Genomic DNA, 21,370 nt, shown 5'->3' on the forward strand with positions numbered 1-21,370 from the left:
CTCTATGCGGGAAGCGTGATCGGGGATGCGGCCTTTGCCGGCTTGCCTTCGAAGACGATATCCAGGAATTCGTTCAGCCAGGCTTTCAGCGGCGCATCGAACAGCATGCGGCCTTCGAGATGTTCGCGGCCCTGCTGGGCGTTCGGCAGGATGAAGCGGTGCGCGCCATGCACCACCCAGCGATGCATCATCACCCGGGTGAGTTCGGCATGGAACTGCAGGCCCCAGGCGTTGCCGTCATAGCGGAAAGCCTGGTTCGGGTAGGCATCGCCTTCGGCCAGCAGGTCGGCGCCGTGCGGCAGTTCGAAGCCTTCGCGGTGGAAGTGATAGACCATCTTCGGCCAATGCATCAGCAGGCGGCCTTTCTCGGTCGGGTGCAGCGGATACCAGCCGATCTCCGTCGAGCCGTCGGCATTCGACTGCACCTTGCCGCCGAGATGACGCACCAGCATCTGCGCGCCGAGGCAGATACCGAGATAGGGGCGTTTTTCCCGCAACGGAACATCGATCCAGCCGATCTCCTTTTTGACGAAGTCCTCGGGATCATTGGCGCTCATCGGCCCGCCGAAGACGACGACACCGGCATGGTTTTCAAGCGTCGTCGGCAGCACTTCGCCGAGAACCGGGCGGCGGATATCGAGGCGATAACCCTTCTCGACCAGCAATTGGCCGACACGCCCGGGGCTCGACCGCTCCTGGTGCAGGACGATGAGGATCGGGCGCCGGTCGTGGTTCGTGTTTTGCTCAGTCGCTATCATCTTGCGCAACCCGGACATCCGTCACCCTGGCGGCCGCCTCCTGCCGCTTCTGGATGCGCTCGCGTGAGGAGACGCCGAGCAGATCGGCGATTCGCCAGATCACATGGTCTTCCATTTCGCTGCGTTCGCCATCGGCATAGACGATGTCCCAGAGAATGCCGATCAGCTCCAGCCGTTGCTCGGTATTGAGATGGCGTTTCAGGTCGGCGGTGAACCGATAATAATCGACGGCGGTGCTTTCGGCAGCGAGGCCGGCCGCCATCAGGGCATCCAGCTGCTTGCCGTCGAGTGCATATTGCTCCTTCAACAGCTTGCGCAGCCGCTTCTTCTCGCTGGCCTTGATCTGACCGTCGGCCTCCATGACCTGCATGCAGAGGGCTGCCACCGCGATGCGGGGGTCGTCAGGGGCAAAACCTTTCCTGGGGTGGTCGGCGGTGAGCTTCTGGAAGAATGCCTGAAAGCGTTCGAACATGCGGTTTTCGTTCCATTTCAGAAAAGGCGGAGCCGTGTCTTGGGTCCCGGTTCCACCCTGGGGTCGCGAACGCCGGGATCATCCGGCAGGCCGCCAAAGAAAGGTTTCGCTTCGCCCGGTGCAGGCGCTTTATCGCTGACGGGTTCGACGGGCTTCGGTTTCGCCGGTGCCGGTGCCGGCGCCGGGCGCACGGCCTCGGCGATCGTCGCGGCGCGTTCCAGTTCGATGATGCGATGGTCGTTGACCGGACTTTCCGGCCTGACGTCGCGCAGCGGCGGCAAGGTCTTCAGGGCGGTCTCGATCGAGGCCGGCGCCGAACCGTCTTCGAGCGGACCCTCGATCTGACCGAAGGGCGCCTTCCATTCGAAGGCGTCGAGGCGGCCGGTCACGGGCGATACCGGCAGCCATTTGTCGGAGACGAAACCATCAGCCACCCAGGCCGGATCACGCGGGGCTTTGAGCGCCTGGGCCAGCCAGTGGCGCACCCGGCCCTGGTCTCCGGTCTCGGCTTCTTCGATGTCGGCCAACAGCAGGAAGGCGGCTTCCCGCGGCTGCATGCGCGCTGCCGCTTCCGCCTTGGCGCGGGCCTTGGCGAATTCCTGCGCGTCGAGTGCGGCCTGGGCGACGACGAGAAGGGATTCGACATTATTCGGGCGCAGCCCCTCCAGTCGTTCGGCGCGCTTCAGCCGGTCGAGCGTGGAATCGCCGCTGCGGGCCCTGACATAGGCCTGGCCGATCTCGGGATGCGGCGCCGATTTCCATGCCTGTTCGAGGATCGAGGCGGCCTTGCGCACGCCGCCCTCGCGAAACAACGCCTTTGCGGCAATGAGGGCTGCCGGAATGAAATCGGCGGCGAGCTTCAGTGCCTGCTGCGCGTCGTCGCGGGCGCCGGTCGGGTTGCCTTCCAGCTTTTCGCCGGCCCGCGCCGTCAAGAGGACCGCGTGCAGACGGTTGGCCTCGGCCTTTTCGACGACGCGGGCGGCCTTTTGCTGTTCGAGCAGGCGGATCGCATCGTCCCAGCGGCCGGACTGGCTGCGATATTCGAGCGTTGCCTGTGCGGCCCAGGGCAGATAAGGCGCGCTGTCGGCAGCCTTCTCGGCATATTGGCGGGCGGCCTCGTTGGCGCCGAGGCGGCGGGCTTCCAGATACAGGCCGCGCAGACCGAGTTCGCGTGTTTCTGGATCGTTGGCCATGGCCTCGAACTTGGCGCGCGCCTCGTCATAGCGGCCTTCGATGAGGGCGGCCTGGGCCTCGAGCAAATTGATCAGCGGCTCCTGGTCGGCGCGGATGAGACCGCGCGAGCGGGCTGCCATCTTGCGGGCGAGCAGCGCATTGCCGGCGCCGGCAGCGATCAGGCCGGTCGACAGCGCCTGATAACCGCGGTCGCGCTTGCGGGCGCGGAAATAACGAGTGACCGAATGCGGCGAGGTCCAGACCAGGCGGATGAACCACCAGGTGATCATCACGGCGGCGACCAGAGCGATGATGGCGCTGGCGGCGACGATCAGCTTCGTCTGATAGATCTGGCCCTCCCAGATCAGCGAGAGGTCGCCGGGACGATCGGCAAGCCAGGAGAAACCATAGGCGAGGGCCAACACGAAGAGGGCGAAGGCGACAAGACGGATCAGCATGGTCTTATCCTTCCTTGCCGGTGCCGGAAACCGCTTTCGACAGCGCGCCCCCGACCAGTTCCTCGACGCGGATGCGCGCTTCGAGCGACTGCTTGAAGGCGGTGGAAGCCTGCTTGCCGGGAGCCGGCAGCTTGTTCCATTCGGCGGAAGCGCCCGGCAGATCGCCGCTCTTCACCTTATCCTCCATGCGGGCGGCGATGGCTTCGACGCTGTCGCCTTCGATATTGCCGACGGGGCGGACCGATACCAGCGACTTGGCGCTCGACATCAGCCGGTCCGACCAGCTCTCATTCGGATCCGGCTGGTTGACGGCTTCGACGATCGCGGTGGCGACATCGGGAACCTGACGCATGAGTTCGGCGCGTGAGGGAATGCCGGTTTCGGCAAAGCCGCGCAGGTCGGCGACGGTGGGATCGTCGGCTGCGACGCCGGCGAAGGTATCGAGCTCGGCCAGGAACGGCCCGCCGCGATCGATCGCCGCCTTGAGGGCGGCCGCGGCGATCGCCTTGGCGACGGCGACATCCTCGCGCGGCTCGTTCAGCTTCTTTTCGGCCTCGGCGAGGCGCTTGGCGATATCGGCGCCGCTGCTCGTCTGCTCTTCGGAGGACTGGGCCAGGGTCGAGCGCAACTGGTCGAGCTGACCGCTCAGCTCGGCAATCTTCTTGTTGAGCGTCTCGACATTTGCCGAATCGGCCGGGGCGGCTGCCGGCGCCTTGGCAGCCGTTTCCAGCGCGGCGAGGCGCTTTTCAATCTCACCATCATCTGCGCTCGCCGGATTGGCGGCGAGGTTGGCGACGGTCTGTTTCAGGCCGTCGATCTCGCCTGAGAGATCGGCGACATCAGGCGAGGTCGCCTGCGGCGCGGGGGAACCGGAGAGATAGCCGGCATATTGAATGGCGCCGGCGCCAAGCAGCGCCACGAGGCCGCCGAAGATGCCGGCGGCGATGAGACCGGAGGTGGCGGCGCGGCGCGGCTGTTCGGGAGGAGGCATGAAGTCAGGCTCGGGGGCTGCCGGCTCCTCGGGCACCGCAGGCCGGTCCTGGTGTTCGGCTTGTTCGTGTTCGGCGTCTTCCTGCTCGGCCCGTCCCTGTTCCAACTGCGGCGCAGCCTCGGTTTCGGGCGTCACGCCGGCGCCGGCGGCGCTGTTGGCGGCGTCGCCGACATCATTCTCCACCGGCTTTTCGGTATCGGCTGCAGAGGCGAAATCCTGTGCTTCGAGGTCGATCGTGACCGGCTCGTCGGCGCTCTTCGAATGGCGTGGCGGGTTTCCCGATACCATGAGGTCCTCTTTATCCTGCATTGCAACGAAACTAGACAGTGATGCCAATTAAGGGAAGAGGTTAGATCAAATTTGGGCGGCTAAAGCATTCAAAGCAGCGACAAAAGACTTTTCTCATCCGGCATCGGCGCAATCGCCGCGTTTTTTTTCAAGGCTGCCGGAACGGCTTCAGCCACCGCTTCGCTGAGGCAGAGAAGGCGGATTCCGCTTTCCTCCGGCAGGGCCGAGCGAAGTTCCGCTACGCCAAAAAAATCGTCGGCCGTCTGCCGGGAATAGAAGAGAACCGCATCCGGCCGACCGCCCGCAAAAACCGCTTCGATCTCGGCCGGGCCGGGGGCAATCGGCTGCATGCGATAGCATTCTCCAATCGAAAAGCGGATGCCGCGTTGACGTAATCCTGCTTCGAAGGTTTCGGCGCGCGGCAAGCCGGCAAGATAGAGCAAATCATCGATCCCCCGTGCGGCGACGAGATCGGCGAGATCGCCGCCATTGCCCGAGGAAGAGGCGACCGACTGGAATCCGAGGCTACGGGCTGCTTCCGCCGTCATCTCGCCGACCGCGAAAAGCGGGCGGGCAAGATGCGCACGGAGTGTTTCGCCAAGAACGGAGATGACCCTGACGGCTTCGGCGCTGGTCACGGCGATCGCGCCGCTGGTTCTTGCAAGCGCGGCTGCGGCTGCGGCGCTGTCATGCACCGGCCGGCGCAGCGCCAGCAGCAGCGGCTCGTGGCCCATATCGCGCAGACGTTGTGCGGTTTTCGTCGCCGAATGCGCGGGGCGGGTGACGAGCACGCGCATGGCGGCCTCAGTGCCAGTCGTCGAAGAAGGCGCTGCCGGCCCTGGCGCGCACGTCCTGGCCGGCGCGGGTGCCGAGTGCGGCCGCATCGCGGCGGTGGCCGTCTGTTGTTACCGCATGCTGGCTGCGGCCATCGGGGGTGATGATGAGGCCGGAGAAGCGGATCAGGTCGCCTTCGCAGACGGCATAACCGCCGATCGGCGTGCGGCAGGAGCCGTCAAGGGCGGCGAGGAAGGCTCGTTCGCAGGAGACGGTGTCGAAGGTCGCGGCATCGTTGACCGGCGCCAGCAGATCGTCGATCCCAGTGTCGCCGATGCGGCTTTCGATGCAGATCGCCCCTTGCGCCGGCGCCGGGGGGAAGGTGTCGGGGTCGAGGATATCGGTAATCACCTCGACCTTGCCGAGGCGTTTCAGGCCGGCGAGCGCCAGCAGGGTCGCGTCGACCTGGCCCTCTTCGAGCTTGCGCAGGCGCGTTTCCACCAGGCCGCGGAAAGTCACGACGTTGATATCCGGCCGCATGCGGCGGATCAGCGCCTGGCGGCGCAGTGACGAGGAACCGACGGTGGCGCCATGCGGCAGGTCGATCAGTTTGCGCGCAGTGCGGCCGATGACGGCGTCGCGAATATCCTCGCGCGGCAGATAGGCGGAAAGATGAAGGCCGTCCGGCAGGTGGGTCGGCATGTCCTTGGCGGAGTGCACGGCAAAATCCAGCTCGCCTGATGCAAGCTGCTGTTCGAGCTCCTCTGTGAACAGGCCCTTGCCGCCGATCTCGGAGAGCGACCGGTCGGTGATGCGATCGCCCTTGGTCGTCAGCACGACGATCTCGAACATTTCCTCAGGCAGATGGTGCGCCGCCATCAGCCTGTCGCGGGCCTCGTGCGCCTGAGCGAGCGCCAGCGGGCTGCCGCGCGTGCCGATCCGGAAAGGTTTTGTTTGCATCCGCTCAGTTCCGTTGTTACCGGAGTTCTCGTAAACGGGTTTCCATCCCATCGCAATCAACGAACAGGCCTCATGGTTCCCTTTCTGCGCATCCTTGGCATCGAAACGAGCTGCGACGAGACCGCGGCCGCCGTCGTCGAGCGTGATGCGGAGGGGCATTCCAAGGTGCTGTCCGACGTGGTGCTGTCCCAGCTCGACGAGCATAGCGCCTATGGCGGCGTGGTGCCGGAGATTGCTGCGCGCGCCCATGTCGAGGCGCTGGACGAGCTGATCGAGGAGGCGCTGCAGCGCGCCAATGTGTCGCTCAACGAGGTCGACGCCATCGCCGCCACATCAGGGCCGGGGCTGATCGGCGGGCTGCTCGTGGGGTTGATGACCGGCAAGGCGATCGCGAGAGCCGCCGGCAAACCGCTTTATGCGGTCAACCACCTCGAAGGCCATGCGCTGACGGCGCGGCTGACGGACGGGCTTTCCTTTCCCTATTTGATGCTGCTCGTCTCCGGCGGCCATACCCAGCTCATCCTGGTGCGCGGTGTCGGAGATTATCAACGCTGGGGCACGACGATCGACGATGCGCTCGGCGAGGCCTTCGACAAGACGGCAAAGCTGCTTGGTCTGCCCTATCCCGGCGGCCCGGCGGTGGAACGGATGGCGCGGGACGGCAATGCCGATCGCTTCGCGTTTCCGCGGCCGCTGGTCGGCGAGGCGCGGCTCGACTTCTCCTTCTCCGGCCTGAAGACGGCGGTGCGGCAGGCGGCGCAGGATATCGCGCCGCTCAGCGATCAGGACGTGGCCGATATCTGCGCGTCGTTCCAGAAGGCGGTTTCGCGGACGCTGAAGGACCGGATCGGCCGCGGCCTGCAGCGGTTCAAGACGGAATTTGCCGCGACATTTCCAGCGGCTGCCCCGGCGACTGGCGAAAAGCCGGCGCTTGTCGTTGCCGGCGGTGTCGCCGCCAATCTCGAATTGCGCGGCACGCTGCAGACACTATGCGACAAAAACGGCTTCCGCTTCATCGCGCCGCCGCTGCACCTCTGCACCGACAATGCCGTGATGATCGCCTGGGCGGGGCTGGAGCGGATGGCGACGGGTGCCGCGCCTGATCCGCTCGACGTCCAGCCGCGTTCGCGCTGGCCGCTTGATTCCAATGCGGAAACGCTGATCGGATTCGGAAAGAGAGGGGCCAAGGCATGAGCGAAAATATCGCCGTTGTCGGATCGGGGGCTTTCGGAACGGCGCTTGCCGCCGTCATCGCGCTTGCCGGCCGCAGCGCGGTGACGCTTGTCGGGCGCAATCCGTCGCTGATATCAGATCTGAAGGCCGAACGCCTGCATGATGCAGCGCTGCCCGGCATTCTCCTGCCCGATACGCTGGAATTTGCCGCCGAGGCGGAAGCAGTCGCCGACGCCTCCATCGTGCTTTTTGCGATGCCGTCGCAGGCGCAGGCCGATGCGGCCCGGCAATACGGCCCCTATCTCTCGAAGGACGCCATTGTCGTCACTTGCGCCAAGGGCATCGAGCGCGCGACGGGCAATCTTCTGACCGACATGCTGGAACGGGAACTGCCCGACCATGCCGTTGCTGTGCTCTCCGGCCCGGGTTTTGCCGCCGATATCGCCAAGGGCCTGCCGACGGCGATGGCGATCGCGGCAGCTGACCTGGAGACTGCGGAGCGGCTCGCCCAGGCGATATCAGGCCGAACCTTTCGGCTCTACGCCTCGAGCGACCGCATCGGCGTTCAGCTCGGCGGCGCGTTGAAGAATGTGCTGGCGATCGCCTGCGGCATCGTCGAAGGCGGCGGCATCGGCGATTCCGCCCGTGCGGCGCTAATTGCCCGCGGGCTTGCAGAAATGTCGCGTTTCGTCGTCGCCAAGGGGGGGCAGGCCGATACGGTGCGCGGGCTTTCGGGGCTCGGCGACCTGGTGCTGACGGCAACCAGCCATCAATCGCGAAACCTGCGCTTCGGCATCGCGCTCGGGCGCGGCGAAAAGGTCGATCCGCTGCAGGGCGCGCTGGTCGAAGGCGCGCTTGCCGCTTCCGTCGCCGCGCGGCTTGCGGCCGAGCTTGGGATCAGCATGCCGATCACCGATGCCATTTCCGCCATCATCGACGGCAAGCTCGATATATCAGAGGCGATAGAGCAATTGATGACGCGCCCGATCACCACCGAATAGGAGACAGACATGCTTTTCGCCCTTCTCTGCAAGGACAAGCCCGGACATTTGAACGTGCGCATGGAAACGCGGCCGACGCATCTTGAGTATCTGAACGGGCTAAACGCCGAGGGCATATTGAAGATCGCCGGCCCGTTTCTCGATGATGAGGGTAAGGCCTGCGGTAGCCTGATCATCGTCGAAGCGGCATCGAAAGAGGCGGCGCGTGCGCTTGCCGATGCCGATCCTTACGCCAAGGCCGGGCTGTTCGAAAGTGTTGACGTCAAGGCCTACAACTGGGTCTTCAACAAACCGGAAGCATAAGCATGGCGCACTGGCTCTATAAATCCGAACCCGCCTCCTGGTCCTGGGAGCAGCAGAAGGACGCCGGCGAAACGGGCACGGAATGGACGGGTGTCCGCAACTATCTGGCGCGCAACAACATGCGGGCGATGCAGATCGGCGACAAGGGCTTCTTCTACCATTCCAATGACGGGCTGGAGATCGTCGGGATCGTCGAAGTCTCAGCCCTGTCGCAGCCCGATTCTACCGCCAAGGGCGATCCGAAGTGGGATTGCGTCCACATCCGCGCCGTCATGGACATGCCGAAGCCGGTGACGCTGAAGGACGTCAAGGCGAGCGAGAAGCTTGCCAAGATGGCGCTCGTCACCTCCATGCGCCTTTCCGTGCAGCCGGTGACGGATGACGAATGGGCCGAAGTCTGCCGCATGGGCGGGCTGGACAATCCGCCGCGGTGAAAACCGATCCGCAAGCCTTCATCCGCGCCCATACCAGCGTGATGGCGCCACCGCATGTGCCGGAAATTTCGCTTCATCTGGCGAGCGAGGCGCATGAGCTCTGGCTGAAGACGGAGGAGGAGCTCGAAGCGATCGGCCTGCCGCCGCCCTTCTGGGCTTTCGCCTGGGCGGGCGGCCAGGGACTGGCCCGTTACATCCTCGATAACCCGGAAATGGTGGGCGGCCAGCGCGTGCTGGATTTCGCCAGCGGTTCCGGCCTCGTCGGCATTGCGGCCGTCATGGCCGGCGCCCTTGAGGTCTCGGCCTGTGATATCGATCCCTGGGCGGAGACGGCGGTCCGGCTGAATGCCGAGGTGAATGGCGTTTCGCTCGGATTTACCGGCGCCGACCTGATCGGCAAGGCCGTTGATGCGGATATCGTGCTTGCCGGCGACGTCTTCTACGACAGCGCTCTCGCGGCTGCGCTCGTTCCCTGGCTCGCCAGGCTGGCGGCCGACGGCAAATTGGTGCTGGTCGGCGATCCCGGGCGCAGCTACCTGCCTAGAGATCGGCTGGAATTCTGCGCGGTCTATGAGGTGCCGGTAACGCGGGCGCTGGAGGATAGCGAAATCAAGAAGACCACGGTGTGGCGGTTCGTTTCTTAGGTCGGATCGATCATTCGCGATCGCCGGGCCCGAAGATGTCAGCCGGCAATCAAGGCGGCTTCATATACCATCGTTGCGGCGGCAAGATCAGCCAACGCCGTTCCGACTGCCTTGTAGAGAGTGATCTCATCGTTGGACACCCGCACCGGAATATCCCGGCGGCACAGCTCGTTCAATGTCGCACGCACCGCATCTTGAGAAATGACGCCTGCGCCGATCGGCTGAACCAGATCGCCCGCTTCGTGAAGGGCTTCGTGAGTGTCGATATAGACCGAGGAGCGCCGAACCGCCTCGTCATCGGCCTCGCGCATCGCCGGGGTGAAGCCGCCGATCAGATCGACATGGGTGCCCGGCCTCAGCCATTCGCCCCGGATCAGCGGTGCGGTCGCGAGCGTCGCAGCGCTGACGATATCGGCTTGCCGCGCCGCGGCTTCCAGATTCGTGACGGCAGTGGCCTGGAGTCCCCGTTGCCGGAGGCTCCGTGCCAGCCGTTCTGCGCTGGCGGGATCGATATCCCAGATATCGATCTGTGCGACCGGCCGGACGGCGCGGTAGGCATCGGGTATGAGACCCGCGACGCGGCCCGCGCCGATCACCAGCAGACGGCTCGCGTCCTTTCGGGCGAGATAGTCCGCGGCAAGGGCCGATGCCGCTACCGTACGGCGCGCCGTGATCGTGTTTCCGTCAAGGAGCGCAAGCTGCATCCCGGTGCGGCCATCATAGAGCATGTAAGTCGAGGTCAAACCGGGAATGCCGCGCGCCGTGTTGCCCGGAAAGACGGTAACGATCTTGATGCCAAGATAGCGCTCGGACCGGTGCGTTTCATGCCAGGCCGGCATCAGAAGCAGCGTCGCGTCCGGCTCGTCGCCGTTGGCTATCGTGTGGTGATGCCGTACCGGGACAACACAGCCTTCGGCAAATGCTTGCCGCAAGTTCGCGACCAGCGCGCCGAAAGGGAGAAGCTCGCCCGTCGTCCGGGCATCGAGAATACGGATTTGTGTGTCGGTCATTGAAGCGATCTCTCAGGACGTTCCGATTGCTGGACAAGGCGAGTTCTGTGTGATTGAACGAGAGCAGCGTCGCCGCTGCGCGGCGCACCAGCTTTTCAACCGGCATCGGCCTTTTGGGCACTCAGCCAAACGCCGCTTTCTTCTCCAGAATTCTGGCGTATTGCGTTAGCGGATAGCACAGGGCGAAGAAGATCACCGCGACGAGACCGTAGACCTTGAAAGGTTCGAAGGTCGCGTTGTTGATGGCGTTTGCGGTTTTCAGCAGTTCCTCGAAGCCGAGGATCGAGGCCAGTGCGGTACTCTTGATCAACTGGACCAGGAACCCGACGGTCGGCGCGCGCGTAATCCGGAAAGCCTGCGGAAGGATGATAAGGCGAAGTTCGAGGAGACGATGCAAACCCAGGCTGGATGCGGCGTCCCATTGCCCGCGCGGCACCGCTTCGACGCCGCTCCGCCAGATTTCGGCGAGATAAGCGCTGGCATAGAATGTCAGGCCACAGACGGCGGCGGTCCATGACTCGATCCGGAAGCCGAGCATCGGCAGGCCGAAGAACATCAAAAAGAGCTGCATGAGTAGCGGCGTTCCCTGAAACAGCGCGATGTAGCCGGACGCCAAGCTGCGCGGCCAGCGCATTTTCGATATCCGTGCAGATAGGATCGCCAGGCCAACGATGGCGCCGCCGGCAAAGGCCGCGAGCGAAAGCAGCAGGGTCCAGCGTGTCGCGAAGACGAGATTGCGCAGAATGTCCCAGAACGTGAACTCGATCATGCCAGACCAGCTCCCAGAAAACGGCGTTTCCCGGCGAAAAGAAGCCGGCGAAGTGCGGCGGACATTGAAAGATAGATCACCGTCGCCACCAGATAGGTCTCGAAGGAGCGGAAGGTGCGCGACTGAAGCAGATCGGCTTCCTGCGCCAGCTCGCGGACGGATATTTGCGAAACCACCGCCGATTCCAGCATCATGATGATGATCTGGCTTGTCAGCGCCGGGAAGATGATGGCGAGCGCTTGCGGCATGACGATCTTGAAGAATACCAGCCGAGGCCGGAGACCGAGTGCCTGCGCCGCTTCCTTCTGCCCTCTCGGTATGGCATCGAGCCCGGCCCCGACCACTTCGATCGTGTAGGCCGCCATGTTGAGGGTCATGGCGAGTACGGCGGCAGAAATCGGATCGAGGCGAATGCCCAGACTAGGCAACCCGAAGAAGATGAAGAACAGCTGCACCAGGAATGGCGTATTGCGCATGACTTCCACATACAGGCCGACGACCTTGCGCAACCATGGATAAGGTCCTCGGCGCGCGGCCGCGCCGAGAACGCTGAGAACGATCCCGAGCATCGTTGTCGAGGCTGTCAGTGCAAGCGTCGTGCCTGCGCCATAAGCCAGAGCTCCCATTCCGTCCCAAAGCCAATTGAAATCGAGGCTGTATCTCATCGCTTGTCCTTTGGGGCCGGATGATCCGGGCCGGGTCGGTTCGAAATCCGGATCCGCCTCTCAACCAGAGAATTGGAGCATGATGCCACCGCAATCGCTCACGGTTTTCGGCATCATGCTCTGCTGAGCGGGAGGCCGGCCTCGTCAGTCCTTCAGATTTTCAGGGTTGAGCGGCGCTTTCAGCCAGCTCTTCGAGCTTGCGTCGAGTGAACCGTCGGCGACCATTGCGGCGACGCTGTCATTGACAGCCTTCTTCAGGCCTTCCTCGCCCTTGCGGAGCGCAATGTGCGAGGGCGAGCTGAGCAGCTGGAATTTCTGCTCCGGCTTCAGGGCGTCCTGTCGTGCCAGAACCTGCGCACCGACATCGTTGCCGACGACCATCAACTCGGTCTGGCCTGAAATGAAGGCCTGGATGACCGAATTGTAGTTCTCGAAGCGCTGGATCGCGGCCGAGCCAGGAGCGGCGGCGGTCAGCGACGTGTCTTCGAGCGTCCCGCGATTGACGGCAACGGTTTTGTCGGCAAGATCTTCCTTGCCGCTCACCTTCAGCGCAGCCGGACCGATGACGGCGATATAATAGGGGGCGTACGGGGCGGCAAAATCGATAACCTCGGCGCGCTCCTTCGAATAGCCGACGCTCATCAGCAGGTCGACGCGGTCGTCGTTCAGGTAGGCGATCCTGTTCTGGCCGGTGACGCTGACGAGATTGAGTTTCACGCCGAGCCCATCGGCGATCTTCTGGGCGACGTCGATGTCATAGCCCTTGATGCTCATATCGGCGCTTGCCGAAGAGAAGGGCGGGAAATCGGAGAAGATGCCGATGTTAATCTCGCCTGCGGCTTTGATATCGGCAAGTTCGTCGGCCTGAGCGACCCCTGCCAGAATGCCGAACACGGCAATTGCCGCGGTGGCGGTGTAGCGCAATTTCATAAGAGCATTCATGTCGTTCCCCTTTTTGAGATGTATTGTGCGACAGGCGTTGGACGGCAACGGGCACCAGGCCCGCTCCCGCTGTAAGCTGGGTCTCAAGTCACGTTTGTCCTGACCGCGGGACTGAACATCGCGAGGCACAGGAGTTCGAACAGGACCTGCGCGGCGATCTGCGCAGTGTTGGTGGTGTTGTCGTATTGCGGCGCGATTTCCACGACGTCGCCGCCGATGAGGTTGATGCCTTTGAAGCCGCGCAGCAAGGTCAGGGCCTCCCTCGGCTGAAGCCCGCCCACTTCTGGCGTGCCGGTTCCCGGAGCAAAAGCCGGATCAAGGCTGTCGACGTCGAAACTGAGATAGGTTGGACCGGCGCCGACAACCTCCAGAGCCTTTGCGATCACCGCCTTGAGACCCATCTCCGCCACCTCTTCCGCGTGGATGACGGTCATCCCGGAGGCAAAGGAGAACTCCCAGAGATATTCGCCGCCGCCGCGGATGCCGATCTGGATCGTACGCTTCGGATCGAGCACGCCGGCCAGAACCGCCTCGCGAAAAGGCGCGCCGTGATGGAACTTGGAGCCCTCATAGGGACCTGCGGTGTCGCAATGAGCGTCGATATGGATCATGCCGACCGGCTGGCTGGCCGCTAGGCCCTTGAGGATGGCGCCGGAGATCGAATGATCGCCGCCGACCGACAGCGGGATAACCCCGGTTGCCGCGATCATCCGATAGCATGCCTCGATGTCGGCATGGCATTCGGCCAGGCCGAACCGGCTGCGCATCGGCACGTCGCCGACATCGGCGACCCTTAGCCCTCCCATCGGCGCGACACGCAGAACATGTTCGTAGGGACCGATACGCTCGATCGCCCGGACGGCCCGCGGCCCCAGCCGCGCGCCGGCGCGATTGGTGACGCCGAGGTCCATCGGCACGCCGATCAGAGCCACGTCAAGCGCCTCGAGCACCTCGGGCCGCAAGCCGTTCTCGATGAAACGGGCGTCCAGAAAGGTCGCAGGATCGGCGAAGGGCCATTTGCGGCTGTCGCCGTCCTTGAATACACTCGCCGCCACGGCACGGAAGTGCGGATCTTCCATCTCCCCGCCCGCGGCGCTGCCGAAGCGCTTTCTCAAGTCTTCCAGAAAATCCTGGTCAATGGTCAAGGCAGGCTCCCACGGTATTGATGCTGACATCATCATCGGCTCCGCCCGCTACTGTTGGAACCGCGAAAATTCGAGAGGGGATATAACGATTATTGATAGCTTCGATCCGCTGAGCTCAGCGATGCGGGCAGCGCGTTTCATCGAGATATTCAGAAAACCTTATAACCCGGCGAGAATTTTCCCACTACCGCGGTTGGCAACCTCCAAGCAGTCTCCGATGCGAACGGTCCGGCAGAGGGCCGACAACAAAGGGAACTACCATGTTGCACGATATGACACGCCGCCGCTTCCTCGGGTCCGCCGCTGCCGCGGGGATTGCCGGCACGATGACCGGGTTTGCGAGATCCGCCGCAGCCGGCAGCGGCAATCTGACCGCCGTCGAATGGGGCGGCGATGTCGTCGAAGCCATGAAGCAGATTGCCGCCGACCAGAGTGCAGCGACATTCAACTGGGTTCTTCATCAGGGCGGCGCGGGCGCGATCCTTCCAAAGATCAAGGCCGTCTGGCCGAATGTCGACTACGACTATGTCGCCGGGTGGGAAGGCTCATTCAACAGCATGGTGAAGGAGGATTGGCTCGAGACCATCAATCCTGCCGATATTCCCAACCTTGCGAATATTCCTGAGAAAATCATCATTCGTGACGGCAAGGGTAATATCAAAGCGGTGCCACGCGCGGTCGGCGGCATGTATTTCGGTGCCCGAACCGACACGGCTCCTCTCGCCGTGAAAACCATCGATGATCTGCTGAGTCCCGATCTTAAGGGCGCGATCTGCTGGCCGGGCCCGACACAGAGCATGATGCTCCAGATTGTCGCGCTCGCCCTTCACGCCGGAGGCAGTGAAACGAATATGGAGCCCGGATGGAAGCTCATGAAGGAATTGGCGAAATCCGGCAATATCGGCCGCGTCGCCGTCACCGACATCGACTTCACCAATTCGCTGACGTCGGGCGAGACCTCCGTCGGCTTCTTCGCTGAGCCCGGTTGGGCGGCCGTGGCGAAGAACTTTCCCGTTACTCGCTTTACCAAGGACAACAATTTCAAGGTCTTCCTCTACCAGAGCGGTTTCGGCGTCCTGAAGAATAGACCGAACACCAAGGCAACGCTCGATTTCGTCAACTTCGCGATCAGCCCGGACATGAACTCGCTCTATGCCAAGGTGGCTGGTGAAGCGCCGTTGAACAGCAAGGCGGTCACGCCGGACAGTCTCAAGCATCTGTCCTTCACGTCGGACGAGTTTTCGAACTTCGTTTACGTGCCGGATTATAATGTCGTTCTCGAACAGCAGGATGCCTGGTCCAAACGCTGGGAACAGGACATCGCCCCGTTGCTCTAGAGCGGTTCAGGTTTTCACGGAAGTGCTCGAAGGCACCTCGCGGCAGGTTATCGAAGGCGTGAATGCGGACTTCGATAACCTCCCTTTCTCATGCCCGGTCAAGGGCGAGGAAAAGGCTGTTCCATCATGACCAAAGCAAGGCGGCAACCTGTTGCCATTTCAATTCCCGATCGCCGAGATGCTGCCCTGACGCTCGGGCCGGCTCTCCTGGTGTTCGCATTCGGTTTTCTGTCACCGCTAGTCAATCTGGCAGTCGAAAGCCTGAAGGAGTTTACGCCGGGGCGTGTCGGTTCCGTTGAAAATGCCGCGGCAACGGTTCAAAACTATTACGAGCTTGCAAACCAGGCGTTTGCGAGTGTGCTGCTGACAACCTTCTGGATCGGCGGAGCCGCTGCGATCATCGGTCAGCTTGTGGCGTTTCCTCTGGCCTACGTCATCGTGCGGCGCATTTCCCCGCGGATGCGCGCACTCACCCTTGGTTTTTTGATTACGCTTGTTCTATCCAGCGTCCTGATCAAGACCTATGCGATCGAACTGACCTTCGGGTCGGTCGGCATCTTCCGACCCCTCCTCCTGACGCTTGGCCTTTCGCCCAACAGCCGCGAATATATCAATATCGTCGTTACCGCGGGTCTCGTTCACTCGATCATACCGGTCGCAACGCTGACAATGATCGGCGCGATGCAATCGATCGATCCGCGTCTGCTCGATGCCGCCCAATCCCTCGGCGCGCCGGGATGGAAAGCCCATCTGTCGATCACGCTTCCCTTAAGCTTCCCGGCTCTGATCTCAAGCGCGCTTGTCTCGCTGACTTTCGCGATCAGCGCCTTCGTTATTCCCATGGTGCTCGGGAGGGGCCGGGTGCTTTTCATGTCGAACGTCATCTACACCCGGTTCAGCGATATCGCCAACTATCCGAGCGGCGCGGCGATCTCGCTCGTCATGCTTGCCGTGGCGTTGGCGGTTGTCGCTGTCATAACGTTTGCGCAGCCCTGGAGGGTTTCCCGATGAGCATACAGTCTCTTGCAGCGCGAACCGGAGACCGGATCGCCGGTTCCTTCGCCTACGGTGTCATCGGCCTTGGATTGGCGTTCCTCGCCATTCCGTTGGCGATAACATGTCTCATGGCTTTCGACGCTAGGACCTATCTTGGTCCACTGCCGCCGCCTGCCTTGTCGCTTCACTGGTTCGAACGGCTCGTCTCCCAGGCGGATATCCTTGCCAGCCTGCGCACCAGCCTCATCTTGGCTGTCCTCACGACGGTTCTGTCCGTGACGATCGGAACTGCGGCGGCTGTCGGCCTTGCCCGTGGCAATTTTCCAGGAAAGGGAGCGCTGACTTCGGTCTTTCTCTCGCCACTCATCGTCCCGCCGGTCGTCATCGGCTTCGGCCTGCTGCTCTTCCTTTCCAAGGTCGGTATTGCAAATGGTATGGCGCGCCTGCTCCTCGGCCACGTGATCGTGACGCTGCCCTACTGCATAAGGACGAGTCTCGCCAGCCTTCTCGGCAGCGACCGACGATTGACGGAAGCCGCGATGGTTCTCGGTGCTACCGAGCGCCAGGCCTTCTGGTCCATTACCCTGCCGCTCATGCGGACGGGCGTCGTCACCGGTGCGATCTTCGCCTTCGCGATTTCGATAGATGACGTGTCCATCAGTCTCTTCCTGAGCGATCCGTCCGCAACGACCTTGCCTGTTACGCTGGTCAGCAACATGCGCGCGGCTTTCGATCTGACGATCGCTGCAGCGGCCGTGGTGCTGATTGCCGTCACCGCGTTGCTGATCGTCATACTGGAGCGTGTCGTCGGCTTCGACACGGTCGTGGGTCAGGGTTTGTTTCGTTCTTGAGGACAATACGATGATTTCTGCCGTGGAATTTCAAGGGGTGAGCAAGCGCTTCGGCGAAACCGTCGCCCTCGGTAATATCTCCTTTTCGGTGAACCCAGGTGAAACAATTGCACTGCTTGGACCGAGCGGCTGCGGCAAGACCACCATTCTTCGTCTTATTGCCGGATTCGAGCGGCCTGACAAAGGGTCGATCTTGATCGACGGCATGCCGATGGCTGGATTGAAACCCTATGAACGCAACGTCGGGCTGCTGTTCCAGCACTATGCTCTTTTCCCGCATATGACCGTCGAACAGAATATCGGCTACGGACTTCGCCATCGCAACCATCCGCCGGGGCAAATACCGCGCCGCATTGCCGAGATGCTTGAGCTCGTCCGGCTCGTCGGTTTCGGACAGCGGCGGCCGCACCAGTTGAGCGGCGGCCAGCAGCAGCGCGTTGCGCTTGCGCGGGCGCTCGCCACCCATCCGAGCCTCGTTCTTCTGGATGAGCCCCTGTCGGCGCTCGACGCCAAACTTCGGCATGAGCTGCGCACCGAACTGAAGGATGTGCTTGCCGCGGTCGGCTCGACCGCAATCGTGGTAACCCACGACCAGGAGGAGGCGATGAGCCTTGGGGAGCGCATATTCGTGATGAATCGCGGCGCAATCATGCAATCCGGCAGGCCGGATGATGTGTATTGGCGTCCAGATTCGCGTTTCGTCGCGGATTTCATGGGGCGGACGAATTGGATCCACGGCTCGATTTCGGCAGCGGGCGAAACGGCCCGCAAATTTCGCTCCGAATTCGGCTGGGAATTTTCGGTCGCGTCAAGGGAACACATTTCAGGTGCCGCCGAGATTTGCGTGAGGCCGGAAAGCGTCGAGATATCGTCCGGCGCTCCGAGCTCCGGTGCCATGCCCGGACGTGTTGCCGACGTGGTGACACTCGGTGCCTTCAGGCATGTCGTTCTCGACTTGGTCAGTGGCGACCGCATAATCTCGGCTTGCACGAACCGTCCAGACATAGCTTTCACTCGCGGGCAGGAGGTCAGCGTTTCCATTCCCCCCGAGGCATGCGTTCTCTTCGCGCGATAAACTCTCATTGACGGGCGCAGGATCGCCAGTTGCCGGAAGAACATGGTTCGTCCAATATCGGTTATAGCAGAGAGGCCCTCGGCTCTCGAGCGTCACAAAGTATGGAATGCGGCTTCCGATGCTTGATCTTGATTCCTATCTGCTTCGCGCGTTTCTGACCGTCGCTGAGATCGGCACCGTTAATGGAGCAGCGGTTAAGCTCAACAGAACGCAAGCGGCCGTGAGCATGCAGATCCGCAAGCTGGAGGAGCTGGTCGGCGTTGCGCTGTTTTCGCGTTCGTCAAAAGGCCTCGAGCTCACGAGCCATGGGCAGATCATGCTGGCCTATGCCCGCGAATTGGTCGCCCTCAGCGACGAAGTCGAGAAAAGACTGACCGGCAAGATGATCGAGGATCGCATTCGCCTCGGCGTCGTTGAGGACTTCGCTGCCGGCCACCTGATCGACATTCTGAGCGATTTCAGAGCCCAGAACCCGAAGGTCGACATCGACATCATTGTCGAACCGAATCGCCGCCTCGCCCATCTGTTTGAAGACGGGAAGCTGGATCTCGTGGTTTGCGACATTACCTGTCTCTCGCGAAAGCCGACCCTGATCTGGACCGAATATTTGATGTGGACGGTCAGATCCGACTTTGTGGTGGATGCGGAAAAACCGCTTCCCATCATTATGTTCGAGGAGGAGTGTCCCTGGACGCTCCCGACGATTGCGGCTCTGTCGCAGCGCAGCTTCACGTGGAAGACGGCATGCGTCGCATCGACGCTGGTGGCCATGGCGACCGCGGTTCGCGTCGGTATCGGTATCGCACCGATGATGCTTACAACGAAACCGGAAGGCTGCCGGACACTTGACAGGTCGACGGACCTGCCCGGTCCGGTACGCATCGAAATCGGTCTGTATGCTCAGTCCGAGACGGCCGAAGGCGCGCGGTACCTCGTGGATTTCATTTCGCGGCATACCGCGATATTGTCGAGTTAATTCACTTTTCCTGGAATTGGTCTAAGAGCGATGCTGAAAGATCGCGACGCGCTTTAGGCGCGTTCAGCTTCCATTATATCGGGTCAATTTTATTCTCTCTACCGGGATGGCGAGCGAAGCTCCATAGTGATCCGACGAAGGGTCGACGGCCCGATCTCCAGCATTCATGGAAGTCTGCGAATACGATGATGGGCCAAGCCAAAGTTGACGAAACTCTCCTCGCAGATGCCGCCTATCTGCCCGGCCAGGTCGCAAACCTGACGAGGGGAGCGAGCGTGACAGCGCAAACCAACGAAATACTGGAGCGTATCAATGATTTGCTGCTGCGCGAAGGTACAGACAAGTCGGAGATCATTCTCGCCAACATCTGGCTCAGGGACCTTGCCTCATTCGAGGAAATGAACAGAGCCTGGGATGCCTGGATGCCGGATGGCGGAACGCCGCGGCGGGCGACGTTCGAGGACAAGAATCTCCCACCGATGTGCGCCATCCGTATCGACGTAGCCGCGTCGCGAAAAAGCGGGACCGGGCAAATTTGAGCCGCCTGCGTTCGGCAATATTCTAAGGCCGAATGACGCAGACATTGGCCTCGTAGGTGCAAGGGTCGTCCTGGATGGCGACGTCGATGACCTTCGCCTTCGGGGCCTGCGGCTCGGGCCGTGCTGCGGGATAGTATCCATAGCCATAGCCGCCGACATACGTTCCGCCATCGACCTGATAGGCATAGGATGAGCCGGCATAGGTGCCGCCGCTGTCGCCACGTGGCGCCTGGGGAGCGATGATGACCAGAGCGCCGCGAGCGACGCGATTTGTCGCCGGAGATGAATACTGCTTCAAGAACGGCATCCGCTCCCTGACGTATCGGTGGCCGAAAGCATGATCGAAACGGATGCCGCGATTGCGCCAGCCTGCACGCTCACCGAGAAACAATCCGTTATGGATGGCGTGGCGATGGCCGGAAAAGCGATGATCGGGGAAGCGATGATCAAGACGGCGCTCGCCGGCGGTAGCGGGGAACACGGCAAGTGCAGACAGAGCAAGCAGAGTGACTGCGGATAGACTGCGAAACATGGGCGCCGGCCTCCGGAATTCCGAGGGTTAACAAATCGTTAACGCAAGATTGCGCCAAAAGCGGCAGCTTGTCCATGCGGCTCAGGAGAACGGCCTGATTATTGAGCCGAAAACCCCAGTTTCGTTAGCCTGCAAATTTCCTGGTAACCCGAATCGATTAAATTAAGGCGAGACAGCGATTGTGCTTGTCGTCGGCGTTTCCGGTGATTAAACGTCGCAATTGATGCAACGCACACAGAGAATTCGTCATTCGTGTGGTTGACTGAGCATGCTCCGAAATCCGGGAGCGCAGAGAAGCCGCCGCGAGGTTCTGATGGCGAACGTGACAAATAATCGGCCCCTGTCGCCGCATTTGCAAATTTACAAACCTATTCCCACCATGGTGATGTCGATCGTCCACCGCATTACCGGTGGCGCGCTCTACGTCGGCACGCTGTTGGTCGCCTGGTGGCTGATCGCGGCGGCAAGCGGCCAGGGCTCCTATGACTGGGCTAACTGGGTGCTCGGCAGCCTTCTCGGCAAGCTCGTGCTGCTCGGCTATACCTGGGCGCTGCTGCACCACATGCTCGGCGGCTTCCGCCACTTTATGTGGGATCTCGGCTACGGCTTCGAGAAGGAATTCTCGACCAAGCTCGCCATCGCCAATGTCATCGGGTCGCTCTGTCTGACCGTGCTGGTCTGGGTGATCGGCTTCCTCATTCGCTTCTGAAGGTCCTCTCATGGATATGCGCACCCCCCTCGGCAAGGTTCGCGGGCTCGGCTCCGCCAAGGACGGCACGGACCATTTCTGGCGCCAGCGTCTGACGGCCGTCGCCAATGTTCCGCTCATCCTGTTCTTCCTCTTCTTCATGATCGCCTATGCCGGCGCGCCCTATGCGGATGTGGTCCGCGCGCTGTCGAACCCTTTCGTCGCGGTCGTCATGGGGCTGATGGTGATATCGGGTGTCATCCATATGAAGCTCGGAATGCAGGTGATCATCGAGGATTACGTGCACGGCGAGTTCGGCAAGATCGCGCTGCTGATGCTGAACACGTTTTTTGCGATCCTGATCGCCGGCCTCTGTCTCTTCGCCATTCTGAAAATCGCATTCGTAGGATAAGCTC

General features: G+C 62.1%; 25 protein-coding genes. 13 read left to right on the top strand and 12 right to left on the bottom strand.

Annotated elements, in window-relative coordinates:
* Positions 1-2 precede the first annotated feature (2 nt).
* The 6 genes from ATY29_RS25985 to hemC all read right to left on the bottom strand — a co-directional run bounded on the left by ATY29_RS25985 (position 3) and on the right by hemC (position 5,874).
* Positions 3-776 carry a glutamine amidotransferase gene (locus ATY29_RS25985; RefSeq protein WP_003567321.1) on the bottom strand — a complete coding sequence of 258 codons (774 nt, stop codon included), beginning with the start codon at positions 774-776 and terminating at the stop codon, positions 3-5.
* Entirely contained in the window at positions 745-1,230 is a 486-nt protein-coding gene (locus tag ATY29_RS25990; RefSeq protein ID WP_097533276.1) for a tellurite resistance TerB family protein, read from the bottom strand. Before ATY29_RS25990 ends, ATY29_RS25985 begins: the two co-directional genes overlap by 32 nt.
* A gap of 17 nt (positions 1,231-1,247) precedes the next feature.
* A complete protein-coding gene (locus tag ATY29_RS25995; protein ID WP_097533277.1) occupies positions 1,248-2,861 on the bottom strand; it encodes a heme biosynthesis protein HemY in 1,614 nt (537 codons plus the stop codon).
* 4 nt (positions 2,862-2,865) lie between these two features.
* Positions 2,866-4,161: a COG4223 family protein gene (locus ATY29_RS26000; protein ID WP_193550374.1), complete on the bottom strand. Its 1,296-nt coding sequence runs from the start codon at positions 4,159-4,161 to the stop codon at positions 2,866-2,868.
* 68 nt (positions 4,162-4,229) lie between these two features.
* Complete coding sequence (locus tag ATY29_RS26005; protein ID WP_025417261.1) at positions 4,230-4,937, bottom strand: uroporphyrinogen-III synthase; 708 nt, start codon at positions 4,935-4,937, stop codon at positions 4,230-4,232.
* Positions 4,938-4,944: 7 nt separating this feature from the next.
* Complete coding sequence (hemC, locus tag ATY29_RS26010) at positions 4,945-5,874, bottom strand: hydroxymethylbilane synthase (protein WP_025417260.1); 930 nt, start codon at positions 5,872-5,874, stop codon at positions 4,945-4,947.
* Between the two features lie 72 nt (positions 5,875-5,946).
* Here hemC and tsaD point away from each other — a divergent pair, with 72 nt between their 5' ends.
* Genes tsaD through ATY29_RS26035 form a run of 5 tightly spaced genes read left to right on the top strand, consistent with a single transcriptional unit; the run spans position 5,947 to position 9,429 of the window.
* The gene (tsaD, locus tag ATY29_RS26015) at positions 5,947-7,068 is read left to right on the top strand and encodes a tRNA (adenosine(37)-N6)-threonylcarbamoyltransferase complex transferase subunit TsaD (protein ID WP_097533279.1); all 1,122 of its coding nucleotides are present in this window, start codon (positions 5,947-5,949) and stop codon (positions 7,066-7,068) included.
* The gene (locus tag ATY29_RS26020; protein WP_003567308.1) at positions 7,065-8,048 is read left to right on the top strand and encodes an NAD(P)H-dependent glycerol-3-phosphate dehydrogenase; all 984 of its coding nucleotides are present in this window, start codon (positions 7,065-7,067) and stop codon (positions 8,046-8,048) included. The genes tsaD and ATY29_RS26020 overlap by 4 nt, the downstream gene beginning before the upstream one ends.
* Before the next feature lie 9 nt (positions 8,049-8,057).
* Positions 8,058-8,351 carry a YciI-like protein gene (locus ATY29_RS26025; protein ID WP_097533280.1) on the top strand — a complete coding sequence of 98 codons (294 nt, stop codon included), beginning with the start codon at positions 8,058-8,060 and terminating at the stop codon, positions 8,349-8,351.
* Between the two features lie 2 nt (positions 8,352-8,353).
* Complete coding sequence (locus ATY29_RS26030) at positions 8,354-8,785, top strand: EVE domain-containing protein (protein ID WP_003567304.1); 432 nt, start codon at positions 8,354-8,356, stop codon at positions 8,783-8,785.
* Complete coding sequence (locus tag ATY29_RS26035) at positions 8,782-9,429, top strand: class I SAM-dependent methyltransferase (protein ID WP_003567301.1); 648 nt, start codon at positions 8,782-8,784, stop codon at positions 9,427-9,429. The genes ATY29_RS26030 and ATY29_RS26035 overlap by 4 nt, the downstream gene beginning before the upstream one ends.
* A gap of 38 nt (positions 9,430-9,467) precedes the next feature.
* Here ATY29_RS26035 and lhpI read toward each other — a convergent pair whose 3' ends face one another.
* The 5 genes from lhpI to speB all read right to left on the bottom strand — a co-directional run bounded on the left by lhpI (position 9,468) and on the right by speB (position 13,960).
* Entirely contained in the window at positions 9,468-10,439 is a 972-nt protein-coding gene (gene lhpI, locus ATY29_RS26040; protein ID WP_097533281.1) for a bifunctional Delta(1)-pyrroline-2-carboxylate/Delta(1)-piperideine-2-carboxylate reductase, read from the bottom strand.
* 121 nt (positions 10,440-10,560) lie between these two features.
* Positions 10,561-11,208: an amino acid ABC transporter permease gene (locus tag ATY29_RS26045; protein ID WP_025417254.1), complete on the bottom strand. Its 648-nt coding sequence runs from the start codon at positions 11,206-11,208 to the stop codon at positions 10,561-10,563.
* Positions 11,205-11,873, bottom strand: coding sequence for an amino acid ABC transporter permease (locus ATY29_RS26050; protein WP_097533282.1), 669 nt, complete (start codon positions 11,871-11,873; stop codon positions 11,205-11,207). The genes ATY29_RS26045 and ATY29_RS26050 overlap by 4 nt, the downstream gene beginning before the upstream one ends.
* A gap of 144 nt (positions 11,874-12,017) precedes the next feature.
* A complete protein-coding gene (locus ATY29_RS26055) occupies positions 12,018-12,815 on the bottom strand; it encodes a transporter substrate-binding domain-containing protein (protein ID WP_097533283.1) in 798 nt (265 codons plus the stop codon).
* 83 nt (positions 12,816-12,898) lie between these two features.
* Entirely contained in the window at positions 12,899-13,960 is a 1,062-nt protein-coding gene (speB, locus tag ATY29_RS26060) for an agmatinase (RefSeq protein WP_037091805.1), read from the bottom strand.
* 260 nt (positions 13,961-14,220) lie between these two features.
* On the opposite strand from speB, the gene ATY29_RS26065 reads away from it, so the two are divergent.
* From ATY29_RS26065 to ATY29_RS26090, 6 genes are all read left to right on the top strand, one after another.
* Positions 14,221-15,297 carry an extracellular solute-binding protein gene (locus tag ATY29_RS26065; protein WP_003567289.1) on the top strand — a complete coding sequence of 359 codons (1,077 nt, stop codon included), beginning with the start codon at positions 14,221-14,223 and terminating at the stop codon, positions 15,295-15,297.
* Between the two features lie 126 nt (positions 15,298-15,423).
* The gene (locus ATY29_RS26070) at positions 15,424-16,308 is read left to right on the top strand and encodes an ABC transporter permease (protein ID WP_003567287.1); all 885 of its coding nucleotides are present in this window, start codon (positions 15,424-15,426) and stop codon (positions 16,306-16,308) included.
* Positions 16,305-17,144, top strand: a complete 840-nt coding sequence (locus ATY29_RS26075; RefSeq protein ID WP_003567285.1) for an ABC transporter permease — start codon at positions 16,305-16,307, stop codon at positions 17,142-17,144. Before ATY29_RS26070 ends, ATY29_RS26075 begins: the two co-directional genes overlap by 4 nt.
* 10 nt (positions 17,145-17,154) lie before the next feature.
* Positions 17,155-18,219 carry an ABC transporter ATP-binding protein gene (locus ATY29_RS26080; protein ID WP_003567283.1) on the top strand — a complete coding sequence of 355 codons (1,065 nt, stop codon included), beginning with the start codon at positions 17,155-17,157 and terminating at the stop codon, positions 18,217-18,219.
* Positions 18,220-18,325: 106 nt separating this feature from the next.
* Positions 18,326-19,195 carry a LysR family transcriptional regulator gene (locus ATY29_RS26085; RefSeq protein ID WP_025417250.1) on the top strand — a complete coding sequence of 290 codons (870 nt, stop codon included), beginning with the start codon at positions 18,326-18,328 and terminating at the stop codon, positions 19,193-19,195.
* Positions 19,196-19,380: 185 nt separating this feature from the next.
* Entirely contained in the window at positions 19,381-19,734 is a 354-nt protein-coding gene (locus ATY29_RS26090; RefSeq protein ID WP_003567278.1) for a RidA family protein, read from the top strand.
* A 22-nt stretch (positions 19,735-19,756) separates the two neighbouring features.
* Here ATY29_RS26090 and ATY29_RS26095 read toward each other — a convergent pair whose 3' ends face one another.
* Positions 19,757-20,266: a hypothetical protein gene (locus ATY29_RS26095; RefSeq protein ID WP_097533284.1), complete on the bottom strand. Its 510-nt coding sequence runs from the start codon at positions 20,264-20,266 to the stop codon at positions 19,757-19,759.
* Positions 20,267-20,579: 313 nt separating this feature from the next.
* Here ATY29_RS26095 and sdhC point away from each other — a divergent pair, with 313 nt between their 5' ends.
* Both sdhC and sdhD read left to right on the top strand, forming a co-directional pair.
* A complete protein-coding gene (gene sdhC / locus ATY29_RS26100; RefSeq protein WP_003582820.1) occupies positions 20,580-20,975 on the top strand; it encodes a succinate dehydrogenase, cytochrome b556 subunit in 396 nt (131 codons plus the stop codon).
* A 10-nt stretch (positions 20,976-20,985) separates the two neighbouring features.
* Positions 20,986-21,366 (top strand): succinate dehydrogenase, hydrophobic membrane anchor protein, encoded by a 381-nt coding sequence (gene sdhD / locus ATY29_RS26105; RefSeq protein ID WP_003567272.1) that lies wholly within the window; start codon positions 20,986-20,988, stop codon positions 21,364-21,366.
* Positions 21,367-21,370 lie beyond the last annotated feature (4 nt).

Source organism: Rhizobium hidalgonense, assembly GCF_002914525.1.
Lineage (GTDB): Bacteria > Pseudomonadota > Alphaproteobacteria > Rhizobiales > Rhizobiaceae > Rhizobium > Rhizobium hidalgonense.